A 20,872-nucleotide genomic window follows, 5' to 3' on the forward strand; every position below is an offset into this window, starting at 1 on the left:
GAACTGATGACCCCGATCGCTTGTTCGCTCGTGCCATGGACCAGCACCCGAATAACGCCGTGAACTATCCGGCTCTCGCCGTCCCGCAGATCCAACTGCACGGACCCGTCGACGACGCGATGTACGCGACGTTCAAGCAGCAACTCGCCGCCGCCTCGGCCGGCGAGGGGCCGCTGGTCGTGTCGATCACCACGCTGGGCGGCGACCCGGAAATGGCGCGGGCGATGGGCGACTCGATCCGCCTGCTGCGCGACTATACGGGCCGTGAGACGCTGTTCCTGGGCAAGGTAGCGGTGTATTCGGCGGGCGCGACGTTCATGTCGGCCTTCCCGGTGGACAAGCGCTTCCTCACCCGCAACACCCGGCTTATGCTGCACGAGCGGCAGATGAACGCCGCGGTCGACCTGAAGGGGCCGCTGACCACGCTGCCCGCGGTGTTGAAGGCCAAGCTTCACGAGATCGAGCATTCGATCGTGATCCAGGAAGAGGGATTTCGCGCGATCGTCGCCGGATCGCGGGTGGATTTCGAGACGATCCGCGAAAAGGCGGTCGCGAACTGGTATATCGATGCCGAGGAAGCACGCGACCTGGGCCTGGTGCTCGACGTGATCTGACGATCGGGCGGGCGTCCGCGTTTCCCGGACGCCCGCCAGCCGCGACCGGCATATTTTTCGCTGTCAAGACATTTGCGGCCTGCGCGCCGGTCATGTATCGGGCAGGCACGATCCTTGCCGGCGATCTGGTCGGCCCATCAGCGGACATCGAACCCATGGCTGAATTTGCCCTGCCCAAGAACAGCGTCATCAAGAAGGGCGAAACGCACAAGGCGACCACCACCGGCCGCATCAAGAAGTTCAAGGTCTATCGCTACGACCCCGATTCGGGGCAGAACCCGCGGTACGACACGTTCGAGATCGATCTGGACGAGTGCGGTCCGATGGTGCTGGACGCGCTCATCAAGATGAAGGGCGAGCAGGATTCGTCGCTGACCTTCCGCCGTTCGTGCCGCGAGGGCATTTGCGGTTCCTGCGCGATGAACATCGACGGGCGCAACGGCCTGGCGTGCACCACCGCGATCGAGGATGTGAAGGGCGAGGTGCGCATCACCCCGCTGCCGCACATGGACGTGGTCAAGGACCTGGTGCCGGACTTCACGCATTTCTATGCGCAATACGCCTCGATCCAGCCCTGGCTGCAGACCGTGACGCCGGAGCCTGCGGGCAAGGAGCGGCTGCAGTCGCCCGCCGATCGCGCGAAGCTCGATGGTCTGTACGAGTGCATCCTGTGCGCCTGCTGCTCGACCTCCTGCCCGAGCTATTGGTGGAATTCGGACAAGTTCCTGGGGCCGGCGATTCTGCTGCAGGCCTATCGCTGGCTGGCGGACAGCCGTGACGAAATGAACGGCGAGCGTCTGGACGAGCTGGAGGACCCGTTCCGCCTGTATCGTTGCCACACGATCATGAACTGCGCGAACGTCTGCCCCAAGGGCTTGAACCCCGCCAAGGCGATCGCCGAGATCAAGAAGATGGAAGCCGAGCGGATCGTCTGATCCGCCTGCGATGACCCCTCTGCTGAAGAGGGTGGGGTGGGCCATGTCCGCCGGCGCGGCATTTGCGGGACTGCCCCACCCCGGACCCCTCCCCTGACGGGGAGGGGAGAAGAAGCGACCGTTTCCCCATGCCTGACGTACTTTCCGCCTATCAAGCCCTGGTCGGCGCGGGCGAGCTTCGCCCCGATCCCGAACAGGCCGCTGCCGCCGCCAGACTGGATGCCCTGGCAACCCAATTGGAAAGGCCGCCGCGCGCGGGCTTTTTTGCGCGGCTGACCGGTCGTGGCGGGCAGGCGCCGCGCGGCGTCTATATGTGGGGCGGCGTCGGGCGCGGCAAATCGATGCTGATGGACCTGTTCTTCGACCATGTGGCGGTCGAGCGGAAACGACGGGTGCATTTCGCCGAGTTCATGCTGGAAGTGCATGGGCGCATCGGCCGGGAGCGGGCCAAGCAGGTCGGCGAGCCGATCGCGCCGGTTGCCGCGGCCCTGGCCGAGGAAACGCGGCTGCTGGCGTTCGACGAGATGATGGTGACGAACAGCCCGGACGCGATGATCCTGTCGCGCCTGTTCACTGCACTGATCGAGGCGGGGGTGACGGTGGTCACCACCTCCAACCGTCCGCCGGCCGACCTCTACAAGAATGGCCTGAACCGCGAGCATTTCCTTCCCTTCATTGCGCTGATCGAAGGGCGGATGGACGTGATCGCGCTGAACGGTCCGACCGATTACCGGCGCGACCGGCTGGGTCAGGTGGATACCTGGCTGGTGCCGAACGGGGCGGAGGCGACCGCGCAACTGTCCGCCGCCTTTTTCCGGCTGACCGACTATCCGGTGGAGGATGCCGCCCACGTACCCTCGGAAGAGCTACCCGTGCAGGGCAACCGGACGCTCAGGGTGCCCAAGGCCCTGAAGGGTGTGGCGGTGTTCTCGTTCAAGCGGCTGTGCGGCGAGGCGCGGGGCGCGGCGGACTATCTGGCGATCGCGCGGCGTTTTCATACGGTGATTCTGGTCGGCATCCCGAAGCTGGGGCCGGAGAATCGCAACGAGGCGGCCCGCTTCGTGGCGCTGATCGACGCGCTGTACGAACACAAGGTGAAGCTGCTTGCCGCAGCGGATGCGCAGCCCGCCGATCTTTACGAAACCGGGGATGGACGCTTCGAGTTCGAGCGTACGATCAGCCGGTTGGAGGAGATGCGCTCGGAAGAGTATCTGGCCAAGGGTCACGGCGCTGACGAGGAGACGCGGTAGCGAGCGTGCCGCGCACCTGCTCGGACCAGCCAGTCAGAGAGCCTGCCGAAACAGTGGCGCTGCCGCCTCTGGCGCCCTATTGCTCTTGCGAACCAGTTGCAATTAAAATGCAAAACCGCGTGCTTTAGCGGTTGCGGCATGCCGGCAATCGGCGTAGTCCGCATGACCAATCACGCACGTCCATCACGGAGAAGGATTGGAATGGCCCGCAAGAAGATCGCGCTGATCGGCGCCGGCAATATCGGCGGCACGCTCGCGCACCTCGCAGCCCTCAAGGGTCTCGGTGACATCGTGCTGTTCGACGTGGTCGAAGGCGTTCCCCAGGGCAAGGCGCTGGACCTGTCGCAGTGCGGCCCGGTCGAGGGCTTCGACGCGAACATCAAGGGTTCCAACGATTATGCGGACATCGCCGGGGCCGATGTCATCATCGTCACCGCCGGTGTCGCCCGCAAGCCCGGCATGAGCCGCGACGATCTGCTCGGCATCAACCTGAAGGTGATGAAGGCGGTCGGCGAGGGAATCGCCGCGAATGCGCCGGATGCGTTCGTGATCTGCATCACCAATCCGCTAGACGCGATGGTGTGGGCGCTGCGCGAATTCTCCGGCCTGCCGCACAACAAGGTCGTGGGCATGGCGGGCGTGCTCGACTCGGCACGCTTCAGCCACTTCCTCGCCGACGAGTTCGGCGTGTCGGTGAAGGACGTGAACACCTTCGTGCTGGGCGGACACGGCGACACCATGGTGCCCGTGCTGGAATATTCGACGGTCAGCGGCATCCCGGTCAGCGACCTGATCGAGATGGGCTTCTCCACCAAGGAGAAGGTCGACGAGATCATCAAGCGCACCCGTGGCGGCGGCGGCGAGATCGTCGCGCTGCTGAAGACCGGTTCGGCCTATTACGCGCCCGCCACCAGCGGCATCGCGATGGCGGAAGCCTATCTGTACGACCAGAAGCGCATCCTGCCGGCCGCGGCGCACCTGACCGGCCAGTACGGCATCGACGACCTGTATGTCGGCGTGCCGGTGGTGATCGGCGCGAACGGCGTCGAGAAGGTGGTCGAGGTCAAGCTGTCGGACGAGGCGAAGGGCAATCTTCAGGTCTCGGTCGATGCGGTCAAGGAACTGCTGGTCGCGTGCAAGGGCATCGACGGCACGCTCGCCTGATTTCAACGCCCGCGCGCGGATGGTCGACGCGCGGGCATCTTTAGCCCCTTGAACAAGGGGGCAACGTCCAACGGGAGCCCCCATGAGCATCCTCGTCAACAAGAATACCAAGGTCATCACCCAGGGCATGACCGGTGAAACCGGCACGTTCCACACGCAGCAGGCGCTCGCCTACGGCACGCAGATGGTCGGCGGCGTCACGCCGGGCAAGGGCGGCACGACGCACCTCGACCTGCCGGTGTTCAACACGGTCGCCGAAGCCAAGTCGAAGACCGGTGCCGATGCCAGCGTGATCTACGTACCGCCGCCCTTCGCCGCGGACTCGATCCTGGAGGCGATCGACGCCGAGATCCCGCTGATCGTGACGATCACCGAAGGCATTCCGGTGCTCGACATGGTGCGCGTGAAGCGCGCGCTTTCGGGTTCGAAGTCGCGCCTGATCGGCCCGAACTGCCCCGGCGTGCTGACGCCGGGCGAGTGCAAGATCGGCATCATGCCCGGTTCGATCTTCAAGCAGGGTTCGGTCGGCGTCGTGTCGCGCTCCGGCACGCTGACCTATGAGGCGGTGTTCCAGACCTCGAATGCAGGCCTAGGCCAGACGACCGCGGTCGGCATCGGCGGCGATCCCGTCAACGGCACGAACTTCATCGACGTGCTGGAACTGTTCCTCGCCGACGAGGCGACGCAGTCGATCATCATGATCGGCGAGATCGGCGGCGATGCCGAGGAGCAGGCGGCACAGTTCCTGAAGGACGAGGCCAAGCGCGGTCGGAGCAAGCCGATGGCCGGCTTCATCGCGGGTCGCACCGCCCCTCCGGGCCGCCGCATGGGCCATGCCGGCGCGATCGTGTCGGGCGGCAAGGGCGATGCCGAGAGCAAGATCGCGGCGATGGAAGAGGCCGGGATCAAGGTCGCGGCCAGCCCCTCGGAACTCGGCTCGACGCTGCTGTCGGTGCTGAACAAGTAAGGTGATCGCCTCCCCCGCCGGGGAGGCGGCCCTAAGGGCGCGGGTGTCGCGGAACCTGTCGCCCTCATCACCCCCTCGCGATCGGGAGGGGCAGAAGGACAATGACGATGGGCTACGAAGGTCAGGATTTCAGCGACATCGCCACCGGCGTCAGCCCGGCGTTCATTGAGGCGCTTTATGCCAAGTACCAGGCCGACCAGTCGTCGGTCGACGGCGGCTGGCGCAGCTTTTTCGAAGGGCTGGAGCAGGGTGTCGGGGCTCCGAGCTGGACCAACAAGCGGTGGCCGCTGACCACCACCGACGACCTGACCGCAGGGCTCGATCCCACGCAGATGGAGCCCGCGCCCAAGCCCGCGCGTGGCGGCAAGACAGCGCCGGCCGCACCGGCAGCGGCGGCGCCCTCCACCGACGACATCGTCAAGGCGGCCGGTGACGCGATCCGCGCGCAGCTGCTGATCCGCACCTACCGGGTGCGCGGCCACCTGGCCGCCAATCTCGATCCGCTGGGCCTCGCCAAGCGCGAGATGCCCGAGGATCTGAAGACCGAATATTACGGCTTCACCGACGCCGACCTCGACCGCAAGATCTATCTGGGCGGCACGATGGGCTTCGAATGGGCAACCGTTCGCGAACTGGTCGACACGCTGCGCAAGAATTACTGCGGCAATGTCGGCCTGGAATATATGCACATCGTCGATGTCGAGGAGCGCCGCTTCCTGCAGGAGCGGATGGAAGGCCAGAACAAGGCGATCGAATTTACCACCGACGGCAAGAAGGCCATCCTGAACAAGGTGGTCGAGGCCGAACAGTGGGAAAAGTTCCTCGGCAAGAAATATGTCGGCACCAAGCGCTTCGGCCTGGATGGCGGCGAGAGCATGATCCCCGCGCTGGAATCGGTCATCAAATATGGTGGCCAGTACGGCGTGCGCGAGATCGTGTTCGGCATGGCGCATCGCGGCCGCCTGAACGTGCTGGCCAATGTGATGGGCAAGCCGCTGCGCGTGATCTTCCACGAATTCGCCGGCGGCTCGGCCAACCCCGATGACATCGGCGGTTCGGGCGACGTGAAGTATCACCTGGGCACCTCCACCGACCGCGAGTTCGACGGGCACAAGGTGCACATGTCGCTGGTCGCCAACCCGTCGCACCTGGAAGCGGTGAACCCGGTCGTGCTGGGCAAGACCCGCGCGATCCAGACGATCGCCAGCGACCTGAAGGATCACAGCGCCTCGCTGCCCGTGCTGATCCACGGCGACGCGGCGTTCGCGGGGCAGGGAATCGTCTGGGAATGCCTCGGCTTCTCCGGCATCCGGGGCTACAACACCGGCGGCTGCGTCCACTTCATCATCAACAACCAGGTGGGCTTCACCACCAGCCCGCAATTCGCGCGTTCCTCGCCCTATCCGTCGGACGTGGCGAAGGGGGTTCAGGCGCCCGTCTTCCATGTGAACGGCGACGATCCCGAGGCGGTGACCTTTGCCACCAAGATGGCGATGGAATTCCGCCAGAAGTTCCACCGCGACATCGTGATCGACATGTGGTGCTATCGCCGCTTCGGTCACAACGAGGGCGACGAGCCGGGCTTCACCCAGCCGCTGATGTACAAGGAAATCCGCCAGCATCCGGGCGTCAGCGACATCTACGCCAAGCGCCTGATCGGCGAGGGCGTGATCGACCAGGCGTGGCTGGACGAGAACGTCAAGCAGTATACGACGCTGCTCGAAGGCGAGTTCGAGGCGGGTGCGGCATACAAGCCCAACAAGGCGGACTGGTTCGCCGGGCGCTGGTCCGGCCTGTCGGCGCCGCGCGAGGGTGACCAGGGTCGCCGCAACGTCGAGACGGGGCTGGACAAGAAGTTGTTCGACGCGATCGGCCGCACGCTGACCACGGTTCCCGACAGCATCCAGATCCACAAGACGCTGGCCCGCGTGCTGGATGCCAAGCGGCAGATGTTCAGCACGGGCGAGAATTTCGACTGGGCGACGGGCGAGGCGCTGGCCTTCGGCTCGCTGCTGTCGGAAGGCTATGGCGTACGCCTGTCGGGGCAGGATTCGGGTCGCGGTACCTTCTCGCAGCGTCATGCGGTGTGGGTCGACCAGACCGACGAGCACAAATACGTGCCGCTCCAGACGGTGGAGCATGGCCGGTTCGAGGTGCTCGACTCGCCGCTGTCCGAATATGGCGTGCTCGGCTTCGAATATGGCTATGCGCTGGCCGACCCGAAGACGCTGGTGCTGTGGGAGGCGCAGTTCGGCGACTTCGTCAACGGCGCGCAGATCATGATCGACCAGTTCATCACCTCCGGCGAGGCCAAGTGGCTGCGCGCCAACGGCCTGGTGATGCTGCTGCCGCACGGTTACGAGGGGCAGGGTCCGGAGCATAGCTCGGCACGGCCCGAGCGGTTCCTGCAGGCATGCGCGGGCGACAACATCCAGGTCGCGAACGTGACCACGCCGGCCAACTACTTCCACCTGCTGCGCCGGCAGATGCACCGCAACTTCCGCAAGCCGCTGGTGCTCTTCACGCCCAAGTCCCTGCTGCGCCACAAGCTGGCGGTGTCGAAGGCGGAGGACTTCCAGTCCGACAGCCATTTCCGGCGTATCCTGTCCGACCCCAATGGCGCGGCCGACGAGGCGACGACGCGGCTGGTGCTGTGCACCGGCAAGGTGGCGTACGACCTGCTGGAGGCGCGCGATGCGGCGGGCGACGAAACCACGCAGATCGTACGTGTCGAGCAGCTTTATCCCTTCCCCGGCGACGCGCTGGCGGAACGGGTGAAGCGCATGCCGAACCTGCAGGACGTGGTGTGGGCGCAGGAAGAGCCGAAGAACAACGGCTACTGGTTCTTCGTCGAGCCGCTGATCGAGGAGTCGCTGGCGGCAGCCGGATCGTCGGTGAAGCGGGCACGCTATGCCGGCCGTACCGCGGCCGCATCGCCCGCCACGGGCCTGATGAAGCGGCACACCGCCGAGCAGGGGGCACTGGTCGCCGATGCGCTGGGCCACAATGTGCGCGACGAGATTCGTCGCACGCGCGGCGAGGAGGGCACCACCGCCTCGCGCCCCACGCAGGGACCGTCGAGCTGATCGCCGCCCGGTCGGGCAAGCAGATGAACCGCGCAGCACCTGACCGGGGATCGTTGCGCAACTGGGCCCCCGGCCGCGCCGGGGCAGAAGGATAGAAACAATGGCGACTGAAGTTCTGGTGCCGACGCTCGGCGAATCGATCACCGAAGCGACCCTGGGTGAATGGCTGAAGCAGCCCGGCGACGCGGTCGCCGTCGACGAGCCTATCGCGAGCCTGGAGACCGACAAGGTCTCGGTCGAGGTGCCCTCGCCGGTGGCGGGCGTGATGGGCGACCATGCGGTGAAGGTCGGCGACACGGTGCAGGTCGGTGCGCTGATCGCCACCGTCGATGCCGGTGGTTCGGTCCCTGCGAAGACGGAGGCCAAGGAGCCTGCGGTGACCGCCACCCCGGCATCGGCGCCTGTGCCGAGCGCATCGGCCGATAGCGAGCCCGCGGGCGACTCGCCTGCCGCGCTGTCTCCGTCGGTTCGCCGCGCGATCCTGGAGCATGGTCTCGACCCCTCGACCATCAAGGGTACCGGCAAGGACGGCCGCATCACCAAGGAAGACGTGGCTGCCGCTGCGCAGAACAAGCCGCAGGCCGCTGCCGCTCCGGCCGCTGCCGCACCGCAGGCGTCGGCTGCAACGGGTGAGCGCAAGGAAGAGCGCGTCAAGATGACCCGCCTCCGCCAGACGATCGCCAAGCGCCTGAAGGAAGCGCAGAACAGCGCCGCGATGCTGACGACGTTCAACGACGTCGACATGACCGCGGTGATCGAGGCGCGCGCCAAGTACAAGGATCTGTTCGAGAAGAAGCACGGCGTGCGCCTGGGCTTCATGGGCTTCTTCGTGAAGGCCGCGACGATGGCGCTGAAGGACATCCCGGCCGTCAACGCCTCGATCGAGGGCGACGAGATCGTGTATCACGATTATGCGGACATCTCGGTTGCGGTGTCGGCCCCGAACGGCCTGGTCGTGCCGGTGATCCGCGACGCGCAGAACCTGACGGTCGCGGGCATCGAGAAGACGATCGGCGACTTCGGCAAGCGCGCCAAGGACGGCACGCTGAAGATGGACGAGATGAAGGGCGGTACCTTCACCATCTCGAACGGCGGCGTGTTCGGCTCGCTGATGTCGACCCCGATCATCAACCCGCCGCAGTCGGCGGTGCTGGGCCTCCACCGTATCGAGGAGCGTCCGGTGGTGCGTGACGGCCAGGTCGTGGTGCGCCCGATGATGTATCTCGCGCTCAGCTACGACCACCGCCTGATCGACGGTCGCGAGGCGGTGACCTTCCTGGTCGCGCTGAAGAACGCGATCGAGGATCCGACGCGCGTCCTGATCGACCTGTAAGAACGACCCTTGCCGGGCCCTCGTTTCGGCGAGGGTCCGTTCACATATCGACCGCAGCGGGACGGATCCCGTAAGGCTGGACCCCGAAGGCCGGGGAACGGGAGAGACAAATGGCTGAGTACGACTATGACGTCCTGGTGATCGGCGCGGGCCCCGGCGGCTATGTCGCGGCGATCCGCGCGGCGCAGTTGGGCCTGAAGACCGCATGTGCCGAATCGCGCGAGACGCTGGGCGGCACCTGCCTCAATGTCGGCTGTATCCCGTCCAAGGCGTTGCTCCATGCCTCCGAACTGTTCGAGGAAGCGAGCCACGGGGCGTTTGCGAAGTTCGGGATCGAGGTGGAGGGCGCGAAGCTGAACCTCGAGCAGATGCATGCGGAGAAGAAGAAGGCGGTCGGTGAGCTGACCGGCGGTATCGAGTACCTGTTCAAGAAGAACAAGGTCACCTGGCTGAAGGGCAAGGCGAGCTTCACCGACGCCAGCACCGTAACCGTCGGCGAACAAACGGTTACCGCGCGCGACATCGTGATCGCGACGGGCTCGTCGGTGACCCCGCTGCCCGGCGTCGAGATCGACCAGAAGGTGGTGGTGGATTCCACCGGCGCGCTGGCGCTGCCCAAGGTGCCCGAGCATCTGGTGGTGATCGGCGGTGGCGTGATTGGGCTGGAACTCGGCTCGGTCTGGCGGCGCCTGGGCGCCAAGGTGACCGTGGTCGAATATCTTGACCAGATCCTGCCCGGCTTCGATGGCGAAGTCCGCAAGGAATCGGCCAAGCTGTTCAAGAAGCAGGGCTTCGAGTTGAAGACCGGCACCAAGGTGACCGGCGTCACCGTCGAGGGCAAGACCGCGACCGTGTCGCTGGAGCCGGCGAATGGCGGTGCGGCGGAAACGCTGACCGCGGATGCGGTGCTGGTCGCGATCGGGCGCAAGCCGAACACCGACGGCCTGAACCTCGATGCGGCGGGCGTGAAGCTCAACAACCGCGGCCAGGTCGAGATCGATCATGACTTCGCGACCAATGTCGACGGCGTCTGGGCGATCGGCGACGTCGCGCCGGGCCTGATGCTGGCGCACAAGGCCGAGGACGAGGGCGTCGCGGTGGCCGAGAACATCGCCGGCCAGACCGGCATCGTGAACCACGACGTGATTCCGAGCGTGGTCTATACGATGCCCGAGATTGCGGGCGTTGGGCTGTCCGAGGAAGCGGCCAAGGAGAAGGGCGAGGTAAAGGTCGGCAAGTTCCCCTTCATGGCGAACAGCCGCGCCAAGACGAACCGCGACACGGATGGCTTCGTGAAGGTCATTGCCGACGCCAAGACGGACCGGGTGCTGGGCGTGTGGATCGTCTCCAGCCTGGCGGGGACGATGATCGCGCAGGCGGCGCAGGCGATGGAATTCGGTGCGACGTCGGAGGACATCGCCTATACCTGCCATGCCCATCCGACGCATTCGGAAGCCTTGAAGGAAGCCGCGATGGCGGTGCGGGGCAAGCCGATCCACGTCTGATCGGCACCACGTCCGGAACCGGCAAGGGGCCGCGGGAGAGCGATCTCCCGCGGCCCTTTTCGTGGGCGATCAGTGCGGGACGGCGCCGGTTTCCACACCCGTCTTGTCGTGCAGCGCATAGCGGTCGATCAGGTCGGCACTGGCGGCATTGTAGCCGATCACCTCGACCGTCCGGCCGCCACCGCGCAGGCGGGTGACGATCTTGTCGAGCGCACCGACGCCGGAAATGTCCCAGAAGTGCGCGGCGGAGACGTCGATCACCACGGAGGTCGCAGGCTCGTCGGTGCGGAAGGCGCGGGTAAAGCGATCGACCGAGGCGAAGAAGATCTGGCCCGACACGCGGTAGGTCGCGCGGTCGCCCTGCACGTCGCGGATGACCGCGAACATGCGCTGGACCTTGCCGGCGAAGAAGACGCCGGAGAGCAGCACGCCGACGAGCACGCCCTGTGCCAGGTTGTGGGTCGCGACGACGACGATGACGGTCGCGACCATGACGACGCTGGAGGTCCAGGGGTGGTGGCGGATGTTGGTGATCGAGTTCCAGCTGAAGGTGCCGATCGCGACCATGATCATCACCGCGACCAGCGCCGGCATCGGGATGCGCCCGACCCAGGGGCCGAGGACCGCAAGCATGAAGAGCAGCACCGCGCCCGCCGCGAAGGTCGATAGCCGGGTGCGGCCGCCCGAGGTGACGTTGATGACCGTCTGGCCGATCACCGCGCAGCCACCCATGCCGCCGGCCAGCGCCGAGGCGATGTTGGCGCCGCCCTGACCCATGCATTCGCGGCGCTTGTCGCTGTCGGTCTCGGTCATGTCGTCGACGATCTGCGCGGTCAGCAGCGCCTCCAGCAAGCCGACCGCCGCCATGGTGAGCGAGAAGGGCAGGATGATGCGCAGCGTCTCCAGCGTGAGCGGCACCCGGGGCAGGGTGAAGCTCGGCAGGCCGTGCGGGATATTGCCCATGTCGCCGACCGTGCGCACCGGCAGGCCCAGCGCGATGCTGACCGCGGCGAGCGACAGGACGGTCACCAGCGGGGCGGGCACCGCCTTCGTCACGCGTGGAAAGAGGTAGACGATGAAGAGGCCGGCGGCGACCATCGCATAGCTGTGCCACGTCACGCCGACGAGTTGCGGCAACTGGCCCATGAAGACCAGAATGGCGAGCGCGTTGACGAAGCCGGTGATGACCGAGCGGGAGACGAACTGCATCAGAAGGTCGAGCCGGGCCAGCCCCGCGACGATCTGGATGAGGCCCATCAGGATCGTCGCGGCGAAGAGGTAATCGACGCCGTGATCGCGGACGAGCGGCGTCACCACCACGGCCACCGCCGCGGTCGAGGCCGAGATCATGCCGGGGCGCCCGCCGAGCAGCGAGATGACGATGGCGATCGCCACCGAGGCATAAAGGCCGACGCTGGGATCGACACCGGCGATGATCGAAAAGCCGATCGCCTCCGGGATCAGGGCGAGGGCGACGACGACGCCGGCAAGGACGTCGCGGCCGGCCTGCGGCGCGCCGACGAACCATTCGGCGCGGGTGCGGGAAAGAAAATCGGTCATGAGGAAATCTGCAACGGGGCCCATGGCGCCGGATACGGGCGCGACGGATAGGGCATGGGCAGGTTGTCCGGCGGATCGGCGGCCGGAAGAGCCACCCGGAGTCTCACCGGGTCCTTGCGATTGTTCGCGCCCTTAGCGGAGGTGATGGGGGCGGGGCAAGCCGCGCTATGCCGCCGCCCCGTTTCGTGGCCCTATTTCGCCGCCTTGCGCAGCGCGAGGCGGACCAGCGCGTCGAGCGTCGCGGTTTCGCCCAGATCCTCCTCGGCGGCCGCGACCGCGGCGCTCGCCTCGGCGGGGCGGAAGCCGAGGTTCAGCAGCGCGGACACCGCATCGGCGCCGGCCCCGACCGGGATCACCTGCGACGCGGCGGCGGGGCCGAGAATGATGCCGCCGGTCTTGTCCTTCAATTCCATTACGATGCGCTGGGCGAGTTTCGGCCCGACGCCGTTGGCGCGCGCGATCATCGCCTTGTCGCCGCTGGCGACGGCGCGGGCGATCTCGGACGGGTCGAGCGCGGACAGGATGGCGAGTGCGACGCGCGCGCCCACGCCCTGCACCCCGGTCAGCAGCCGGAACCAGTCCCGCTCCGCCGAGGAGGAGAAGCCGACCAGCCGGATCGAATCCTCCGACACCAGCATTTCGGTATGCAGCATCGCGGCCTCGCCCACCGGGCCGATCGCTGCCAGGGTGCGCGCCGAGGCGCCGACCAGATAGCCGACGCCGCCGACATCGATCACCGCATGGTCGGTGCCGGTTGCGTCCAATCGTCCCTTGAGATGCGCGATCATGGGAGTGATCGCTAGAACAAACCCGGCACGCTGTCACGGGGGCGATGCGCTCCCCGTGGTCGGGGAAGGGTTCATGCGAAGACGCGAAGCAGAGGGGGATTCACGCGGAGACGCGGAGAAGAAGAGGGTTTTGCGGGAGGAGGCGCAGAGGGCGCGGAGATTGGTTCTCGAGCCGTGGGCTCAGCCTGCATCACCGATCGGGCACGTCTTCCGATCGGAAACGGGCGTATCGGTCACGCCGGACGCTGCCCCTCTGCGTCCTCTGCGCGAACTTGGACTTCTTCTCCGCGTCTCCGCGTCTCCGCGTGAAACATCTTCTTCGCGGCTTCGCGGCTTCCCTTTCGTTTCGCGGGGGCATCGCTTGGCTCTGGCCTGTAATGGTTCACGCGAAGACGCGAAGACGCGAAGAAGAAAGGGGGATTCACGCGGAGACGCGGAGACGCGGAGACGCGGAGAAGAAGGGGGCTTTACGGGCGGAGGCGCAGAGCGCGCAGGGATTGCTTCTTGTGCCGTAGGCTCGGCCTGCATCACCGATCGGGCGTGTCTTCCGATCGACAGCGGGTGCCTCGGTCGCGACGGACGCTGTCCCTCTGCGTCCTCTGCACGAACCTGAACTTCTTCTCCGCGTCTCCGCGTGAGAAATCCTCTTCGCGTCTTCGCGTCTTCGCGTGAACGAATATTCCGCTATCCCGATTACGCCGAAATGCCTGTCCGTCGCATCTGTGCACGTGCGCTGGCGAGGTGGTGGGCGTGGGTGATCGCCACCGCCAGCGCGTCGGCGGCGTCGGGGCCGGTGAGTTTTACGCCGGGCAGCAGATGGCCGACCATCGCCTGGATCTGTTTCTTGTCCGCGCCGCCGGTGCCGACCACCGCCTTCTTGACGATGCTGGGGTGATATTCGCCGACGATCAGCCCGGCCTGGGCCGCGGATAGCAGGACGATGCCGCGTGCCTGACCCAGTTTCAGCGTGGACTGGGCATTGGAATTGCCCAGCACCTCCTCCACCGCCGCGCCGTCCGGGCGTTCGACCCGGATCATTTCGGCCAGCGCGGCGTGGAGATAGGTCAGGCGGCGGGGCAGGGGCATGGACGGCTCGGTCTTGATCTGGCCGTTGCCGATATGGCGCAGCCGATTGCCCTCCGCCGCGATGACACCCCAGCCGGTGGTGCCGAGACCGGGATCGAGACCGAGCAGGATCATGCCAGCTGGATCAACCCAGCTTCTCCATGACCTCGTCCGAGACTTCGTAATTGCCCCAGACGGTCTGCACGTCGTCGTCGTCGTCGAGCGCGTCGATCAGCTTGAACAGCGTCGCCGCATCGCCTTCCTCGACCGACACCATCGTCTGCGGCCGCCAGGCGAGCTTGGCGCCCTCGGCCTCGCCCAGCACCGGCTCCAGCGCCTTGCTGACTTCGTGCAGCGCGCCCTGTTCGGTCCAGATCTCGTGGCCGTCCTCGGTGGAGGTCACGTCCTCGGCGCCCGCTTCCAGGGCTGCCTCGAACACCTTTTCAGCGTCGCCGGCGCTGGCCGGATAGGTGATGAGGCCGACCCGGTCGAAGCCGTGGCTGACCGAGCCTGCGGTACCCAGATTACCGCCATTCTTCGACACCGCGGTGCGCACGTTGGTGGCGGTGCGGTTGCGATTGTCGGTCAGCGCCTCGATGATGAGCGACACGCCGCCGGGGCCGAAACCCTCGTAGCGGATTTCCTCGTAATTCTCCGTATCTCCCTTCGATGCCTTGTCGATCGCGCGCTGGATATTGTCCTTGGGCATCGACTGCGCCTTGGCCGCGTTGACCGCGGCGCGCAGGCGCGGGTTCATGTCGGGATCGGGCAGGCCCATCTTGGCCGCCACGGTGATCTCGCGGGAAAGCTTGGAGAACATGCCCGAGCGCTTTTTGTCCTGCGCGCCCTTGCGGTGCATGATGTTCTTGAATTTGCTGTGGCCTGCCATCGGTGCCTCATTGAGTGATGCAGCGCACTTAGCGGGCCGGGGACGGTTTTGCCACCTGCGCGAAATACAAGTCTTGTTTGGGGCCGTGCCCATGCGGCATGGCCCGTGGCCATGACGGTACGCGTGGACATGGGAACGGACGAACGCGGCGCGTCCGTCCCGATCGATCTGGAAGAATTGCTGGCGACCCGCCTGCTGGTGCAGGGCAATTCGGGTTCGGGCAAGTCGCATCTGCTGCGCCGCCTGCTCGAAAAATCGGCGGGGCAGGTGCAACAGGTGGTGATCGATCCGGAAGGGGATTTCGTCACCCTGTCCAAGGCCTATGGCCATGTCGTGATCGAAGCGGGCGATTATGCCGAGCGCGAGGTGGCGAAGTTCGGCAGCCGTATCCGCGAGCACCGTGCCTCCGTCGTGCTCAGCCTGGAGGGGCTGGAGATCGAGGGGCAGATGCGCTGTGCCGCCGCCTTCCTGAACGCGCTGTTCGATGCGCCGCGCGAGCATTGGTACCCCGCGCTCGTCGTGGTGGACGAGGCACAGTTGTTTGCGCCCACCACCGGCGGCGAGGTGACGGAGGAGGTACGCCGGGCCTCGCTGTCGGCGATGACCAACCTGATGTGCCGCGGGCGCAAGCGCGGCCTGGCCGGCGTGATCGCGACGCAGCGATTGGCGAAACTGGCCAAGAACGTCGCGGCGGAGGCGTCCAACTTCCTGATGGGACGCACCTTCCTCGACATCGACATGGCGCGCGCGGCCGACCTGCTGGGCATGGAGCGGCGGCAGGCGGATGCGATTCGCGATCTGGCGCGCGGCACCTTCCTGGCGCTGGGCCCGGCGGTGTCGCGGCGGCCGATCACGGTGAAGATCGGTGCGGTGGAAACCTCGGCACGTTCGGGCAGTCCCAAGCTGACGCCCTTGCCCGATGCGCCGCCACCCGATTTGCAGGACCTGTTGTTCGCCCCCGTGGAGGAGGCGCCGCAACTGCCGATGACCTTTGACCCGCGTCCGCGGCGGGTGCCGGCCGACGAGTTGATGGCCGATCTGGGCCGCCCGCCCTTGCCCACCACGGCCGCACTGGCGGTGCCCGACATGAGCGGCGAGGAGGTGGAGGCGATCTATGCCGCGGTGCTGCGCGCGATCGTCGAGGATGCCGAATCGACCTTCCGTCCGGCGTCCGTGCTGTTCCAGGATTTTCAGGTGCGGTGCCGCATGGCGGGACTGGCGCGCCCGCCGCTGGATCTGAACGGTTTCGCGCGGCGCCTGTCCTGTGCGCGCGCCGGCATTTTCGATGTGAGCGATCCCGACTGGCAGGATGCGCTGGCGCTGGCGAGTGCGCTGCCCGACGATATGCTGGGCGCGTTCCTGCTGGTGGCGCGCGCGGCGCGGGCGGGGGAGCCGTGTCCGCCCGATACGCAGATCGCGCAGACCTATGGCACCAGCTCGCTGGGGCGGGTGCGACGCCTGATCGGCTATATCGAGAGCCGCGACCTGTTCGTGTGCCGAACCGACCTGACCGGCAAGCGGTCGATCACGATCCCGCGGCTGGGGTGGACGACGCAGGCCGCCGAGGCGGCGTAAATCGGGGGGGGCGGGACGAGCAGCGTTGCACTGCTTGGCGGCCCCTCACCTTCCCACTGCCTTTGGCAGTGGGCCCCTCCAGCATCAGGTCGGTCATGCCCCCGGCGTGACCTGAACAGCGCGGGGCGCTGTTCACCTGATGCTCCCCGGAGGAGAGAGGGGTGAGAGTGCTCAAAGCATCCCGAGCGCCTGCATATAGACCTCGAGGATGGCCTCTTCCTCCTGATATTCCTCACGCTTCTTCTTGCGGATCGACATGATCTTCTTGATCGCCTTGGGGTCGTAGCCGCGGGCCTTGGCCTCGCCGAACACGTCCTTGATATCGTCGGCGATGCCCTTCTTCTCTTCTTCCAGCCGCTCGGCGCGCTCGATCAGCAGCCGCAGCTCGTCTGCCGCAACCTGGCCCGAGCCTTCGAATTCCGCGTCCGCCATGGTGATTCGCTTTCCCTTTGATGCCGCGGCCCTCGCCCGCGCGGACGGGGCGGCGTTGAAGATTCCCGATGTCGGGTGCGGCGGCGCGTCTAGGCGTTTTGCGCGCGCCGCTCAACCGTCGTCAGTGCGCGTTCCTTGCGACGCTTTCCTTCATGCGGGCAAGCTGTTCCGGCGATGCGTCGGCCTGATGCTCGGCCTTCCACCGGTCATAGGACATGCCGTAGATCGTCTCGCGCGCGGCGTCCTTGTCCAGCCCGCCGGCCTCGCCCACCCAGTCGGACAGGCAGTTGCGGCAGAAGCCGGCCAGACCCATCAGGTCGACATTCTGCGCATCGGTGCGGTGGCGCAGGTGGCGCACCAGCCGGCGGAAGGCCGCGGCGGCGGCGGCGTCGTCCAGCGTGTCGAGACGGTCCATTTTACAAGCTCCAAGGTTGATCGGCGCGTAATAGAGGTTAGAGCCGTGCGGGCAAAGTTCGCAGGATAAGCGCTACATGACCAAGGCCCTCGCCCCCCGATCCCGCAAAGTCCGCGTGCTGGCCACGCTGGGACCCGCCAGCAGCGATCCCGAAATGATCGCCACGCTGTTCCAGGCGGGTGCGGACGCGTTCCGGATCAACATGAGCCATGGCGACCAGGCGTCCAAGGTGCCGCTCATCCAGGCGATCAGAGGCATGGAGGCGCGGTTCAACCGGCCGACCACGATCCTGGCCGATCTTCAGGGTCCCAAGCTGCGCGTCGGCAAGTTCGAGGGCGGCCGCACCGTGCTGGAGACGGGCAGCACCTTTGTGCTCGACCGCGACCCGACGCCGGGCGACGCGACGCGCGTCGAACTGCCGCACAAGGAGATCTTTGCCGCGATCGAGCCGGGTGCGCGCCTGTTGCTGGACGATGGCAAGCTGGTGCTGCGCGTCGCGGACCATGATGCGGATCGCATCGTCACCCTGGTCGAGGTCGGCGGCGCGCTGTCGAACAACAAGGGGCTGAACGTGCCCGACGTGGTGCTGCCGATGGCGGCGCTGACGCCCAAGGATCGTTCCGACCTGGCGTTCGCGGTGGAGCAGGGGGTCGACTGGATCGCCCTGTCCTTCGTGCAGCGGCCCGAGGACCTAATGGAGGCGCGCGGGCTGATCAAGGGCAAGGCGGCGCTCCTTGCCAAGATCGAGAAGCCGGCCGCGATCGACCGGCTGGACGAGATCGTCGAGCAGTGCGACGGCGTGATGGTGGCACGCGGCGACCTGGGCGTCGAATTGCCGCCACAGGCGGTGCCGCCGCTGCAGAAGCGCATCGTCGAGGTAGCGCGCCGCATGGGGCGCCCGGTGGTGGTCGCCACGCAAATGCTGGAATCGATGATCCAAAGCCCGTCGCCGACCCGCGCGGAAGTGTCGGACGTCGCCACCGCCATCTATGACGGTGCCGATGCGATCATGTTGTCCGCCGAATCGGCGGCGGGTTCGTGGCCGGTCGAATCGGTTGCGATGATGAACGCGATCGGCGTGTCGGTCGAAGGCGACCCGGCGCATGGCGACCGCGTGCACTTCACCGTGATGAAGCCCGATCCCACCACCGCGGACGCGATGGCGGAGGCGGCCAAGAGCATCGCGCGCACGACCTCGGCCAAGGCGATCATCTGCTTCACCACCAGCGGATCGACCGCACGCCGCGTGGCGCGCGAGCGGCCGCCGGTGCCGATCCTGGTGCTGACCCCGCAGGCGGAGACGGCACGGCGGCTCGGCCTGTTGTGGGGCTGTCATGCGGTGCACACCCGCGACGTCGAGTCGTTCGAGGAAATGGTCGCCAAGTCGAAGCGCATGGCGCTGCGTCACGGCATCGCCGCTGCGGGCGATCAGGTCATCATCATGGCCGGCGTACCGTTCCGCACGCCGGGATCGACCAACGTGCTGCACGTCACGCGGTTGACCGGCGACGAACTGGAGAAGTACGGCGAGGATCGCGCGGAGGCCTGAACCTCAGCCGCCGATCTTCGACCCCAGCAGGCCGGCGCCGATCGCAACCGCGACGCCGGCCAGCACGATCGCGACGATCATCACCAGCCCGTCGCGGACCATCAATGCCAGGCCGAAGGTGGCGATCGCCGCCATCGGCGCGGTGGTCGCCAGCGGCAGCAACTCCAGCGGCGGCACCGTACAGGCGAGCAGTATGCACGCCACCGCCGCGACCCGCACGAACGGCCCTTTGGTCAGCGCCGGCAGGCGACCATGGAACCAGCGATCCGCCCAGCCGGCGGGCTTGCGCGCCTTCTTCGTGGTTTTCCGGACCGTCTCGGCCTTGACCGAGCGGTTGCGCAGGAAGCCGGGCAGCCAGAGATGCTTGCGCCCCAGCACCATCTGCACCGCGGTCAACAGGATCACGCAGGCGAGGACGGTCGGCAGGCCGGGGATCGACCCGACCGGCGATATGTCGACCAGCGCGGGCAACAGCAGGAAGGGGCCATAGGACCGGTTGCCGAAAGCCTCGATCACGTCGCCGAGCGAAACCCGGTCCTGCTTGTCCGCAAGTTCATCCAGGGCGTCGAGAATATCGCCGATGCTGTGGGGATCACTGGCCATGGGGGCGGAACGGGATGACAAGTGGCGCGGTTCCACTCGACAGCGCCCCCGCTCGCCCGCTACGGAACGAAAGGTGACCGACACCGACCGCCTTTTGTCCGCGAGCCGCCGTCCCGAGGATGTCGACGCCGCGCTGCGCCCCAAGCATCTCGACGAATTCGTCGGCCAGCAGGCCGCGCGCGACAATCTGCGCGTCTTCATCCAGGCGGCTCGGTCGCGGGGCGACGCGCTGGACCATGTGCTGTTCTTCGGTCCGCCGGGGCTGGGCAAGACGACGCTGGCGCAGATCATCGCACGCGAGATGGGGGTGGGCTTTCGCGCCACCTCCGGCCCGGTGATCGCCAAGTCGGGCGATCTGGCGGCGCTGCTCACCAATCTGGAAGACGGCGATGTGCTGTTCATCGACGAGATCCACCGGCTCCAGCCCGCGGTGGAGGAGGTGCTGTATCCGGCGATGGAGGACCGCGCGCTGGACCTGATGATCGGCGAGGGGCCGTCGGCCCGTTCGGTCCGCATCGACCTGCCGCGCTTCACGCTGGTCGGCGCCACCACGCGGCAGGGATTGCTGACCACGCCGCTGCGCGACCGGTTCGGCATTCCGGTGCGGCTGCAATTCTACACCGTCGAGGAACTGACCCGGGTGGTGACGCGCGCGGCGCGGTTGCTCGACCTGGCTATTGCGGAGGACGGCGCGACCGAAGTCGCGCGCCGGTCGCGGGGCACGCCGCGCATCGCCGGCCGGCTGCTGCGCCGGGTGCGCGACTTCGCGACGGTGGCGGGGCATGACGTGGTCGATGCCCGCGCCGCCGATCAGGCGCTGAACCGGCTGGAGGTCGATGCGCTGGGGCTGGACGCGATGGATCGCCGCTATCTGATGATGATCGCCGACGTCTATCGCGGCGGCCCGGTCGGCGTGGAGACGCTGGCGGCGGGCCTGAGCGAACCGCGCGACACGATCGAGGAAGTGATCGAGCCCTATCTGATCCAGCTCGGCCTGGTCGCGCGCACCGCGCGCGGGCGCGTGCTGAATGCCGGGGGATGGAAGCATCTGGGCCTCAATCCGCCGGTCGGCAGCCAGGACGGCCTGTTCGACCTGGGCGGATAATCGGGGCAGGCATTCCAGCTTCGTGCCCTGCGTCATA

18 protein-coding genes and 1 other annotated feature are annotated in these 20,872 nt (G+C 66.8%); of the genes, 11 read left to right on the forward strand and 7 right to left on the reverse strand.

Annotation, left to right across the window (positions count from 1 at the left end):
• Nucleotides 1–35: 35 nt before the first annotated feature.
• The 8 genes from OXR08_RS01755 to lpdA all read left to right on the forward strand — a co-directional run bounded on the left by OXR08_RS01755 (nucleotide 36) and on the right by lpdA (nucleotide 10,854).
• Nucleotides 36–614, forward strand: coding sequence for an ATP-dependent Clp protease proteolytic subunit (locus OXR08_RS01755; protein WP_267347334.1), 579 nt, complete (start codon nucleotides 36–38; stop codon nucleotides 612–614).
• Nucleotides 615–769: 155 nt separating this feature from the next.
• Nucleotides 770–1,549, forward strand: a complete 780-nt coding sequence (locus OXR08_RS01760) for a succinate dehydrogenase iron-sulfur subunit (protein ID WP_149682188.1) — start codon at nucleotides 770–772, stop codon at nucleotides 1,547–1,549.
• 128 nt (nucleotides 1,550–1,677) lie between these two features.
• Nucleotides 1,678–2,799: a cell division protein ZapE gene (gene zapE, locus OXR08_RS01765; protein ID WP_267347335.1), complete on the forward strand. Its 1,122-nt coding sequence runs from the start codon at nucleotides 1,678–1,680 to the stop codon at nucleotides 2,797–2,799.
• A 201-nt stretch (nucleotides 2,800–3,000) separates the two neighbouring features.
• Nucleotides 3,001–3,963, forward strand: a complete 963-nt coding sequence (mdh, locus tag OXR08_RS01770; protein WP_112382030.1) for a malate dehydrogenase — start codon at nucleotides 3,001–3,003, stop codon at nucleotides 3,961–3,963.
• Nucleotides 3,964–4,045: 82 nt separating this feature from the next.
• Complete coding sequence (gene sucD / locus OXR08_RS01775; protein WP_112382031.1) at nucleotides 4,046–4,930, forward strand: succinate--CoA ligase subunit alpha; 885 nt, start codon at nucleotides 4,046–4,048, stop codon at nucleotides 4,928–4,930.
• A gap of 107 nt (nucleotides 4,931–5,037) precedes the next feature.
• Nucleotides 5,038–8,016, forward strand: a complete 2,979-nt coding sequence (locus OXR08_RS01780; protein WP_267347336.1) for a 2-oxoglutarate dehydrogenase E1 component — start codon at nucleotides 5,038–5,040, stop codon at nucleotides 8,014–8,016.
• Nucleotides 8,017–8,116: 100 nt separating this feature from the next.
• Complete coding sequence (gene odhB, locus OXR08_RS01785; protein WP_267347337.1) at nucleotides 8,117–9,349, forward strand: 2-oxoglutarate dehydrogenase complex dihydrolipoyllysine-residue succinyltransferase; 1,233 nt, start codon at nucleotides 8,117–8,119, stop codon at nucleotides 9,347–9,349.
• A 110-nt stretch (nucleotides 9,350–9,459) separates the two neighbouring features.
• A complete protein-coding gene (gene lpdA / locus OXR08_RS01790) occupies nucleotides 9,460–10,854 on the forward strand; it encodes a dihydrolipoyl dehydrogenase (RefSeq protein ID WP_267347338.1) in 1,395 nt (464 codons plus the stop codon).
• Between the two features lie 69 nt (nucleotides 10,855–10,923).
• Here lpdA and OXR08_RS01795 read toward each other — a convergent pair whose 3' ends face one another.
• The 4 genes from OXR08_RS01795 to OXR08_RS01810 form a co-directional block, all read right to left on the reverse strand.
• Nucleotides 10,924–12,414, reverse strand: coding sequence for a SulP family inorganic anion transporter (locus OXR08_RS01795; protein ID WP_267347339.1), 1,491 nt, complete (start codon nucleotides 12,412–12,414; stop codon nucleotides 10,924–10,926).
• Between the two features lie 61 nt (nucleotides 12,415–12,475).
• Nucleotides 12,476–12,531 (reverse strand) — a sequence feature (sul1 is cis-regulatory element that is thought to sense ions involved in sulfur or methionine metabolism; They are found in Alphaproteobacteria).
• A gap of 74 nt (nucleotides 12,532–12,605) precedes the next feature.
• Complete coding sequence (gene ruvA / locus OXR08_RS01800; RefSeq protein WP_149682183.1) at nucleotides 12,606–13,202, reverse strand: Holliday junction branch migration protein RuvA; 597 nt, start codon at nucleotides 13,200–13,202, stop codon at nucleotides 12,606–12,608.
• 693 nt (nucleotides 13,203–13,895) lie between these two features.
• The gene (gene ruvC, locus OXR08_RS01805; RefSeq protein ID WP_112382037.1) at nucleotides 13,896–14,402 is read right to left on the reverse strand and encodes a crossover junction endodeoxyribonuclease RuvC; all 507 of its coding nucleotides are present in this window, start codon (nucleotides 14,400–14,402) and stop codon (nucleotides 13,896–13,898) included.
• Nucleotides 14,403–14,412: 10 nt separating this feature from the next.
• Nucleotides 14,413–15,156 carry a YebC/PmpR family DNA-binding transcriptional regulator gene (locus tag OXR08_RS01810; RefSeq protein ID WP_149682181.1) on the reverse strand — a complete coding sequence of 248 codons (744 nt, stop codon included), beginning with the start codon at nucleotides 15,154–15,156 and terminating at the stop codon, nucleotides 14,413–14,415.
• A gap of 111 nt (nucleotides 15,157–15,267) precedes the next feature.
• Between OXR08_RS01810 and OXR08_RS01815 the strand changes: the two genes are divergently transcribed.
• Nucleotides 15,268–16,731: an ATP-binding protein gene (locus tag OXR08_RS01815; RefSeq protein ID WP_267347340.1), complete on the forward strand. Its 1,464-nt coding sequence runs from the start codon at nucleotides 15,268–15,270 to the stop codon at nucleotides 16,729–16,731.
• Nucleotides 16,732–16,902: 171 nt separating this feature from the next.
• Here the strand turns inward: OXR08_RS01815 and OXR08_RS01820 are convergent, their stop codons facing one another.
• Nucleotides 16,903–17,163: a DUF2312 domain-containing protein gene (locus OXR08_RS01820; RefSeq protein ID WP_112382040.1), complete on the reverse strand. Its 261-nt coding sequence runs from the start codon at nucleotides 17,161–17,163 to the stop codon at nucleotides 16,903–16,905.
• 121 nt (nucleotides 17,164–17,284) lie between these two features.
• Nucleotides 17,285–17,578 (reverse strand): DUF1244 domain-containing protein, encoded by a 294-nt coding sequence (locus OXR08_RS01825; RefSeq protein ID WP_267347341.1) that lies wholly within the window; start codon nucleotides 17,576–17,578, stop codon nucleotides 17,285–17,287.
• A gap of 76 nt (nucleotides 17,579–17,654) precedes the next feature.
• Between OXR08_RS01825 and pyk the strand changes: the two genes are divergently transcribed.
• Entirely contained in the window at nucleotides 17,655–19,127 is a 1,473-nt protein-coding gene (gene pyk / locus OXR08_RS01830; RefSeq protein WP_149682180.1) for a pyruvate kinase, read from the forward strand.
• A gap of 3 nt (nucleotides 19,128–19,130) precedes the next feature.
• Here pyk and OXR08_RS01835 read toward each other — a convergent pair whose 3' ends face one another.
• Nucleotides 19,131–19,730, reverse strand: coding sequence for an exopolysaccharide biosynthesis protein (locus OXR08_RS01835; RefSeq protein WP_149682179.1), 600 nt, complete (start codon nucleotides 19,728–19,730; stop codon nucleotides 19,131–19,133).
• 73 nt (nucleotides 19,731–19,803) lie between these two features.
• Here OXR08_RS01835 and ruvB point away from each other — a divergent pair, with 73 nt between their 5' ends.
• On the forward strand, nucleotides 19,804–20,835 hold the full coding sequence (ruvB, locus tag OXR08_RS01840) for a Holliday junction branch migration DNA helicase RuvB (protein WP_149682178.1): 1,032 nt from the start codon (nucleotides 19,804–19,806) through the stop codon (nucleotides 20,833–20,835).
• Nucleotides 20,836–20,872 lie beyond the last annotated feature (37 nt).

The sequence above is a fragment of the Sphingomonas sp. GM_Shp_2 genome (assembly GCF_026540875.1).
Taxonomy (GTDB): Bacteria; Pseudomonadota; Alphaproteobacteria; order Sphingomonadales; family Sphingomonadaceae; genus Sphingomonas; species Sphingomonas carotinifaciens.